This window comes from Protofrankia sp. Cas4, assembly GCF_963555915.1.
Lineage (GTDB): Bacteria > Actinomycetota > Actinomycetes > Frankiales > Frankiaceae > Protofrankia.
In genome coordinates this window covers 1-8524 of sequence record NZ_CAUVXL010000157.1, presented here as the reverse complement: position 1 = coordinate 8524, position 8524 = coordinate 1, and the positions used below count along the sequence as shown (strand labels likewise).

The window sequence follows — 8524 nt, the reverse complement described above, 5'->3', positions numbered from 1 at the left end:
GCGAAGCGCATCGGTTCAATGTGGAGCCCGGATTCGTCCTGCTCGGAGTGGCTCCACCGGACCGACCCGGCGGCTGGCCGATGCTACTGAGTGCATACGACGCTCGGGACGGCGCTGGGACGCAGCTATTGGCCGCGTGGTGGCTGGGCCCGGACACACCGACGAATCCCGTCGCCGCATTCAGTACGTTCATTGCCCAGTTCGGCACACACATGAGCGATGGACGAAACGAAAGCCTCTTCTTCCTTCGCTCACCTGGCACCGTTCCCCCCCAGCCGGTGCGCCGAGGGTATGAGGTCGAACTGCATGCCCTGCGCCAGACACAGCAATTCGTCGGAATGGTCGGCTGGGCGTGGTGCTTCGGAATTGACATACGAAAATATCGCTCCTATCTGTCCCTTCTCGCTCTGTGACTGATCAGGCGCGGACGGGGGCGTTGACCAGCACCGGTGTGGTCGGCTGCGCGGAACCGCCGGCCGGCTCCACGGTGACCGCGATGGCGCGGGCGGCACCGACCCCGGTCAGCAGGCGGTCCACCGCCACCGCGCGGCCGTCGGCGGTGCCGGCGGAGCGCACCCCGTCCGCGCCGACGAACCAGAACTGGTAGACCCGCCCGCCAGCGAGCGCAGGCAGGTCCCGCGCCGAGACCAGCGCGCTGTCGGCCACGGCCACCACGGCCAGGCTCCCGCCGCCGTCCAGCGGCATGCTAGCCGAGCGTGACAGCGCCACGGATGCGAGCGCGCTCAGGCGGTCGGCGCGTTGGCGCTCGTCGTCCAGACGCCGGTGCTGATCGGCCACCGTGAGGCCGGCCGCGGTGACGGCGACCACCGCCGCGGCGGCGGCCGCGGTTACCGGACGCAGCCAGCGCGGGCGGCCGTGCCTCTTCTGCGGCCGCTCGGCCTGCGCCGGGAGCTGCGGGGTGGTCGCGATCCGCCCGAGCACCGCCGACCGTAGCGACGCGGGCGGTTCCAGCGCATCAGCCTCGGTCAGGGCTGCGGCGGCTGCCCGCAGCCCGGCTACCTCCTCGGCGCAGAACTCGCATCCGGCGAGGTGCGCCTCGACCTGTGCCCGCTCGCCGGCGTCCACTGCGTCCAGGGCGTACGCACCGGTCAGCGCGTGGACGTCCGGGGGAGTCATCGTCCAACCCCCAGGCAGTCACGCAGCCGGATCAGGCCGTCGCGCATCCTCGTCTTCACCGTTCCCACCGGGACTTTCAGGTACTCGGCAACCTCACGGTAGGTGTATCCGCGGTAATAGGCCAGTGTGATCGATTCCCGTTGGATGCCGGTGAGGCGGTCCAGACAGCGGCGAACACGCTCACGCTCGAGTCTCGCCTCGACCTGTTCGACCACGTCATCGAAGCCGTCCGCGTCCCGATAGTCGAGCAGGGCAACCCTGCGTTCACGTTCTGCAGCAGCCTGTACCGAGCGGACGCGATCGACGGCCCGGCGGTGCGCGAGCGTGCAGACCCAGGTCGCGGCGCTGCCCTTGGCCGGGTCGAAGCGGGCGGCGGTCCGCCACACCTCGACGAACACCTCCTGGGTGACTTCCTCGGACTGCGCGGGGTCGCGTAGTACCCGCCGGACGAGCCCGAACACCCGCGGGGCGAGCAGGTCGTAGAGGGTGGCGAACGCATCGGCGTCACCGCGGCCGGCGCATTGAAGGAGGTCGTCGGCACGTCCCGCGGCATCGGACCCGGTGCGCGGCGCGGCATCGGGCGCACTGCCCGGCCCGCTTTGCGGTCCGATGTCCGGCGCGAGGCGCAGCACACGGCGTGGATTTTCGTCGCCTCGCATCGACACCCGTTTCCCGTCCTGTGCGGAGCTTTCGGGATCGCTCCGAGTGTGTGATCGTGTTCTTCGTATTGTGCCCCTGGCCGTGTCGTCGCGGTAACATCTAACTCATTGATCCGTATCGGGTCGGCTTTGGCGAGGAGATCAGCACGTGGGAGCGCGGCTGGAGCTGGCGGATGCTTACCTGCACACTCCGGGCTCGGACCCGACGTGGAGCGAGAGCCGCTACGTCGACTTCTACGACGCCACCGCACGGGTCGGCGGCTGGCTGCGGCTGGGGATGCGGCCGAACGAGGGGCATGCCGAGGTGTCCGCGTGCGTCTACCTGCCCGACGGCCGGGTCGCCTTCGCCTTCACCCGCGCGCCCATCGGTGCCAACGGTCTCGCAGCGGGCGGCCAGGAGTGGTCGGTCGGCGAACCGTACGTAGCCGGGCGGGTGCGCGTCGCGGGCGAGGCTCTGCTGCTGGACGACCCGTGGCTGCTCACCGACCCCAGGCGGGCGTACGCACAGTGCCCACGGATCGAGTGCGAACTGGACCTCGTGACATCCACGCAGGGCCTCGCCGCGGTGATGGGATCCGATCAGGAGCACATCGAGAAGATCTTTCTGCCCGGTCAGGCCGACTTCCACTACCAGCATCTTGCCCACATCACCGGGACGGTCCGCGTCGGCGACATGAGGTGGCAGCTCGACGGCCGGGGCGGCAAGGACCACTCGTGGGGCCCGCGTAACTGGCAGGCGAAGATCTACATGCGTTGGCTCATCTGTTCCCTGGACGACGACACCGGGTTCATGCTGCTTCGCGCTGTCGGCCCGACCAGGAGCACCCGCAGCGGACATGTCTGGGTGGGCGGTGAGTTCGCGGTCGTCGACGACTTCGAGATGCACAACGCCTACGCCGGTGAACCCCACCATGAGCTGCGGTCGGTGTCGGTACGGATCTTCGCTGCCGACCGGGAGTGGTCCGCGAGCGGGCAGCCGGTGGCATGGCTGCCGGCTCGGCACCGGCGAACCGGAGCGGACGGCGTCGAGAGCATCCTGCGCATCGTCAAGTCACCGACCATGTGGACGTGGCCGGACGGGCGCGTCGGCGTCGGACACTGCGAATACCACGACCTGCTCCAGGCGGGCGTGCCCGTCGGATTGGCCGACTGATGCCGGACGGGTCGCGGGAAACCCCGGGCCTGGCCGTGCGGGCAGTCCAGGAGTGGTTTGGCGAGCACGTCCCCGCTGCCGCGGGACCACTTCGGTTCGACGTGGTCGTCGGAGGTGGCCACTCGAACATCATCTACCGGGTGACGGACTCGGGTGGCCGGAGCTTCGCGCTGCGTAGGCCTCCGCTGGGTGCCCACCCACCGGGCGCCCACGACGTCATCCGGGAGGCCCGGGTTCTCTCCGCGCTCGGGCCGAGCGCCGTACCGGTGCCGCGGGTCCTCGCCGTGTGCGATGACGCTGAGATCACCGGCGCGCCGTTCGTCGTCATGACCTGGGTCGACGGGCACGTCGTGGCGACACCGGGCGACGTCGAACGGATCCTGCCCGATCCGTCCACGCGGCAGCGGGCCGCCTGGGAGCTTGTTGACGCCCTCGCCGACCTGCACGGGGTCGACGTCACCGCCGTGGGTCTGGGCGACCTGTCGCCGCGAGGGGATTTCATCGCGCGAGCGTTGCGCGGGTGGTTGCGCGTCTGGGACCGCGTCCGAACCCGCGACCTGCCGGTCGTGACGGAGCTGGCCGACCGCCTCGGGCGGAGCCGCCCGCAGCGGTCCCGGACCGGTCTGGTGCACACCGACTTCCGTTTCGGCAACGTGATGCTCGGTTCCGACGGGCGCGTGGTGGCCGTCCTGGACTGGGAGCTCGCGAGCGTCGGTGACGTTCTGGCCGACATCGGCGTGCTGCTCAACAGCTGGGAGCTACCGGCGGACGCAACGCCGCCGGTGTGGATGCAGACCCCGCCGACCCGCGCGGCCGGATTCCCGGACCGCACGGCGATCATCGACCGGTATGCCGAGCGCACCGGGTTCGACCTGGCGGACCTGGCGGACGTGGCGTACTACCGGGCCTTCGCCTACTGGCGGATGGCGGTGATCGCTGAGGGTGTCAAACGCCGCTACGAGTCCGCGAGTCTGGCCGGTAGCCCGGTCGACTTCGCCCATCTCGACCGCCGGGTGATCGACCTGACGGAACTGGCCGACCTCCAGCTGCGGGCGTTTACCCTGCGGGCCTCTACCGCCTGAGGGGCCGAATCCGTCCGATTGATCTATTGACATGTGATGACGCTCACATGTTTTGATGTCCGTGCGGGTCATCTATGCGCTGGGTCCAAACGTTCTGTAACCATCCAAGGGGGAGAAGGCACATGTCCAGCAACACTGACGTCATCAACGGTGCGTACGAGGCGTTCGGGCGGGGTGACGTCGCGGCGGTCTTCGCAGCGTTCGCGCCCGACCTCGAGTGGACTACTCCGGAGGGCATGAAGGCCCACGGCATCGGCGGCACCCGCAAGGGGCACGCCGAGATCGGTGCGTTCTTCGGCCAGCTGCAGGCCGTTTTCGCCGAGTTGCGCCTTGAGCCGCAGGAATTCGTGGAGTCCGGCGATCGGCTCGTCGTGCTCGGCACCCACCACATGCGCGCTCCCGGTGGCACGACCGGCACAGTCCGGTTCGTACACTCCTGGACCGTGGTCGACGGTAAGGCCATCCGGTTCGAGGAGTTCTACGACACCGCCGAGGTGAACCGCCTGCTCGCGAGCTGACCTGTTCCGGTCGCTTCGCGCGACGAGGATGCGGGGCGTCTTCAGTGGTGACGCAGGCGTTCCATGGCGCGTCGGTCCTGCTTGGTCGGGCGCCCCGTGCCCCGGTCGCGGACACCCACCGAAGCGGTAGCCTCCCGGGTCGGCGGTGGGCTCTGATCGATGAAGCACTCCCCGGCGACGGTGGCGCTGGTCCGCTTGCACAGGATGCGGGTGACGACGACGATCCGCTCGTGCCCGTCATGGCGTACCCGCACCGTGTCCCCGACGCGCACCGCGTGGGCCGCCTTGACCCGTTCACCGTTGAGATGGACGTGCCCGGCACGGCAGACGGCGGTCGCCTGCGACCGCGTTGCGAGCAGCCGCACAGCCCAGATCCAGCTGTCGACCCGCGCGGTCAGTTCCTGCGACGCCATACCACGACTCTACGAATCCGGCGGCGGCGGTGGGGTCAGGCCGTCGTGACCGGCGGCGTGGCGTCATCCGGTGCGGGGCGCGCCACCGGGCAGCCGTGCGGGAAGGTGCCGAGCTCGGCGATCTCGTAGCCGGCGGGGTAGCTGCGGATGTTGGCTCGCTGGCGGGTGTACAGCGGTTCGGTGCGTGGCGGCAGGAACCGCACCACCCGCCCGCGCAGCCGCACCGCCGCGGCGCACGCGGCCTGTTCGGCCCGGGATATCCGCGGGTAGCCCAACGCGGCGCGCAATGCGTCGTCCATCAGCCCCAGCGCGAACCGTCTGATCAGTGCGGCGGGTGCGTGTTGGGTGGGTGGGAACGTGGTGAACAGCCTGAGCGTGGCGTCGGCGACGGCGCGCCCGCCCGGGTCGGTTCCGCCCGTTCCGGTGGCGAAGTGCTCGGCTTCGTAGGCGTCGAGATAGGCGGCGAACTCCTGGTAGGTCGCCGGGATTGCGGTCATCCCCATGTGCCGCCCGAGTTCGCGGTAGTAGTGGGCGCTCGCGACCTTCTCGGTCTCGCAGAGGCGCCGCCAGCCGAACCGGTCGATCCAGCGGATCGGGACGACGACGAACGTGGACAGCACGTACACGAAATCCTCGTTGGAGATTGAATAGGCGCCGTGCATCTGGTTCATGCGGCGGATCGCGGTGCGTCCCCCCGGGCCGGCGAAGCCGTGTTCCAGGACCGCGTCGAGGATCAGCGACGTGTCGTCGTAGCGCTTCTGGACGCGTTCGGTGAGTTCACCCGTCCCGGCGAGCAGGCTCCCGATGGATGGGACGGCGTAGGTGCGGAACAACGCGAACGACAGTGACTGGTTGTAGTCCCACGGGAATTCGTGCGTGACGCTGATCCGGTAGATCTCGAGGAAGTCCGTCGTCGGGTCGAGCTGTTCGATGTGGTGCAGCCAGTCGAAGCGCTTCATCCGGGCTCCTCCCAGGGGACCGAAAAAGGATGTGAATCCGATGCTGCTCCAGTAGCAGTGGATTCACATCGTTGAGAGCGCCCGGGGCAAGGGGCGTGGATCAAGGAGCGGGGCTGGGGTGCGTGCATCGCGAGGCGGACGGCCGGTCACGGGCCGGACAGCGCCGGGGCGAGCGCGAGCAGTCTGCGGCCGAGCGGGTCGTCCCCGGTGATGACGACGTCGAGGTCGTCGAGCCTCCTACGGTCGCCGACCAGCAGGCAGAACTCCACCGTGCCAAGGGTGATCTCGGCTGCGGGCGGTGTTCGCGCGGCACCCTCAGCGCCGCCGGCATGCGCGGCACCCTCGGCACCCCCGACGGCGCCGACGCGCACCAACCAGGATCCTCCACCCGGCCCGGTGAGCGTCAGCTCGACGGTGCCCGCCGGCGGCTCGGACACCCCTGGGATGTCGAGGGTGGACAGCTCGTCGAGCAGCCGCGCGGCAAGGTCGGACATGACGTGCAGATCGTGGGCGAGCGGGTCGGGCAGGCGCAGGCCCACGGCGTGGGCGATGTCGCGGGCATGGATCCACGTCTCGAAGGCCCGGACGGTGAGCTGGTCGGCCACGGACATCCCGATGCCACCGACCTGGATGGACCGGCCGGCGAGGTTCGGCTCGGCACGCAGCCGCGCCGCGATCGCGTCGACACCGTCCCGCCACAACGCGCGGGCATACTCCGCTGGTCGGGTGCGGGCGTGGGCGATCAGCGCCTCGCTGTGGGCGACGACGTCCTGACGCGGATCCACCGGTGGGTCCGCGGGAATCCCGATCGCGGCGGCGAGCAGGCCGTCGGTGGCTGCGACATGGGTGACCAGGTCGCCGATGGTCCAGCCACGCACCGGGCTCGGCGCAGCCCGGGCCGGGCCGTCGAGTTCGGCGAGCGCGGACTCGAACAGACCCGCCGCCGCGGCGAACGGCGCGGCAAAGGCGGGTACCGACGGCGCCGGCCGGCGCCGCGCCAGCGCCGCGGTCAGGACCTGGGTGGTCGGCGGTGGCGACCCGGCACCGGTGTCCGCCCGGTCGGTGAGCGTGGCCAGCGCCGCCGCGGTCTGCCGCAGCGTAGCCGCCTCCTGCGCACACGCCGCGCAGCGGTGGACATGCGCCGTCACCGCCGCGGTCTCCTCGGCGTCGCAGGCGTCCAGCGCCCATGCCCCGAGAAGGTCGGTCACGTGCCCGCCGCTTGCGTTCACCTGCCTGCGCCCTCCCGTGAACCGACCTCGACCGTTACCTGGAGGGCCGAAGGCGATGCGATCGTGGTTCTGGCGCATCGCCGGAGGCCGAAGTCCCCTGGCCACTAACGGTAGGTCCCGCCGCCGCCGAAAGCCAGCCGTGTGACATCCGGACATCGGGGACCTGTGATCGTTTATACGATTATGAGGTGAGGTTGCGGTACTGATGCACGGCCAGCGGTGCGAACACCGCACCGATGCCCACCGACCAGACCACCGACTGCCACACCCAGTGGAGCGCGGGGCCGCCCTCCATGAGGGCACGCACAGCGTTGATCGTGACGTTGGCCGGCTGCACCGTCGCGTAGCCCCGCAGCCAGCCGGGCATGGTGCTCACCGGCACGAACGCCGAGCTCGGGAACACCAGCAGGAAGAACGGCAGGATCGAGGCGACCTGCGCAGTCTCGGGATCCTTCACGGCGAGGCCGATGGATGCGAACACCCACGACATGGCGTAACCGAACAACAGCACGAGCCCGAGCCCGGAGATGATCGCGGGGACGGAGTTGTGGAAGCGGAACCCGACCGCGATCCCGACCGCGATCATAATCGGCAGTACCACGACGGCGCGGCACAGGTCGGCGACGGTCCGGCCGGCGAGGACGGCCGAGCGGGCCATCGGCAGGGCACGGAACCGGTCGATGATCCCGCTCTTGAGGTCTTCGGCCAGCCCGACCGAGGTCGCCGCGCCGCCGATGAGCGACGCCTCCACGAATATGGCCGGGACGATGTAGTTGACATAGACACCGCCGGGGACGGCGATGGCGCCACCGAGGACGTAGCGGAACAGCAGCAGGATCAGCAGCGGCTGGGCACTGGAGATGAGGAGCAGCTGGGGTGTGCGCACGAGCCGGACCAGGTTGCGTCGGGCGATTCCGGCGATGTCACCCAGGGCGACGGTCGGGCTGAGCGACGCCGTGCGTGCCGTCGGCCGGTCGAGCGTGACGATGTTCATGCGCTCCTCCGCGGGGTTCCAGAGATCGCGGGTATCGGAGCCGTTCCGGCCGCTCCGGCCGTTTCTGGCCCTCCGGCCGTTCCGGCCGTACCGGTGGCGGACCGGGCGCCGGACCCGTCATCGGCCGGCTCGCCGGCGGCGTGGCCGGTCAGCGAGAGGAACACGTCGTCGAGCGAGGGACGCCTGATTCCGAGATCGTCCAGGGCGACACCGTCGTCGTCGAGACGGCGTCCCGCGGCCAGCAGGACCTTGGCCCCGCCGCCCGTCGGGACGGCGACCCGGCGTCGCTCGGCGTCCAGCTGGGGCGGACCGTCGCCGAGGTCGGCCAGGAGCGCCGCGACCCGGCCGAGGTCGGCGGGGTCGACGACCCGGGCTTCGAG

10 protein-coding genes and 1 pseudogene are annotated in these 8524 nt (G+C 70.2%); 4 read left to right on the top strand and 7 right to left on the bottom strand.

The window, feature by feature from the left end:
* A partial coding sequence (locus tag U9979_RS14400; protein ID WP_322779775.1) for a hypothetical protein occupies positions 1-413 on the top strand: 413 nt, incomplete at its 5' end.
* 4 nt (positions 414-417) lie between these two features.
* Here U9979_RS14400 and U9979_RS14395 read toward each other — a convergent pair.
* Together U9979_RS14395 and U9979_RS14390 are read right to left on the bottom strand one after the other, a co-directional pair.
* The gene (locus tag U9979_RS14395; RefSeq protein WP_322779774.1) at positions 418-1137 is read right to left on the bottom strand and encodes an anti-sigma factor; all 720 of its coding nucleotides are present in this window, start codon (positions 1135-1137) and stop codon (positions 418-420) included.
* Positions 1134-1796 (bottom strand): sigma-70 family RNA polymerase sigma factor, encoded by a 663-nt coding sequence (locus U9979_RS14390; RefSeq protein WP_322779773.1) that lies wholly within the window; start codon positions 1794-1796, stop codon positions 1134-1136. The genes U9979_RS14395 and U9979_RS14390 overlap by 4 nt, the downstream gene beginning before the upstream one ends.
* Before the next feature lie 148 nt (positions 1797-1944).
* On the opposite strand from U9979_RS14390, the gene U9979_RS14385 reads away from it, so the two are divergent.
* From U9979_RS14385 to U9979_RS14375, 3 genes are all read left to right on the top strand, one after another.
* Positions 1945-2949 (top strand): hypothetical protein, encoded by a 1005-nt coding sequence (locus U9979_RS14385; RefSeq protein ID WP_322779772.1) that lies wholly within the window; start codon positions 1945-1947, stop codon positions 2947-2949.
* Complete coding sequence (locus tag U9979_RS14380; RefSeq protein ID WP_322779771.1) at positions 2949-4031, top strand: phosphotransferase family protein; 1083 nt, start codon at positions 2949-2951, stop codon at positions 4029-4031. The genes U9979_RS14385 and U9979_RS14380 overlap by 1 nt, the downstream gene beginning before the upstream one ends.
* Positions 4032-4153: 122 nt before the next feature.
* Positions 4154-4549, top strand: coding sequence for a nuclear transport factor 2 family protein (locus U9979_RS14375; RefSeq protein ID WP_322750083.1), 396 nt, complete (start codon positions 4154-4156; stop codon positions 4547-4549).
* A 41-nt stretch (positions 4550-4590) separates the two neighbouring features.
* Here the strand turns inward: U9979_RS14375 and U9979_RS14370 are convergent, their stop codons facing one another.
* The 5 genes and pseudogenes from U9979_RS14370 to U9979_RS14350 all read right to left on the bottom strand — a co-directional run.
* Positions 4591-4962 carry an RNA-binding S4 domain-containing protein gene (locus U9979_RS14370; protein WP_322779770.1) on the bottom strand — a complete coding sequence of 124 codons (372 nt, stop codon included), beginning with the start codon at positions 4960-4962 and terminating at the stop codon, positions 4591-4593.
* Positions 4963-4997: 35 nt separating this feature from the next.
* Positions 4998-5921 (bottom strand): oxygenase MpaB family protein, encoded by a 924-nt coding sequence (locus tag U9979_RS14365; protein WP_322750081.1) that lies wholly within the window; start codon positions 5919-5921, stop codon positions 4998-5000.
* A 146-nt stretch (positions 5922-6067) separates the two neighbouring features.
* A complete protein-coding gene (locus U9979_RS14360; protein ID WP_322779769.1) occupies positions 6068-7150 on the bottom strand; it encodes a maleylpyruvate isomerase N-terminal domain-containing protein in 1083 nt (360 codons plus the stop codon).
* 181 nt (positions 7151-7331) lie between these two features.
* A complete protein-coding gene (locus U9979_RS14355; RefSeq protein WP_322750079.1) occupies positions 7332-8144 on the bottom strand; it encodes an ABC transporter permease in 813 nt (270 codons plus the stop codon).
* A pseudogene (locus tag U9979_RS14350) lies at positions 8141-8524 on the bottom strand (daunorubicin/doxorubicin resistance ABC transporter ATP-binding protein DrrA); the annotation flags it as partial. The gene U9979_RS14355 and the pseudogene U9979_RS14350, both read right to left, overlap by 4 nt.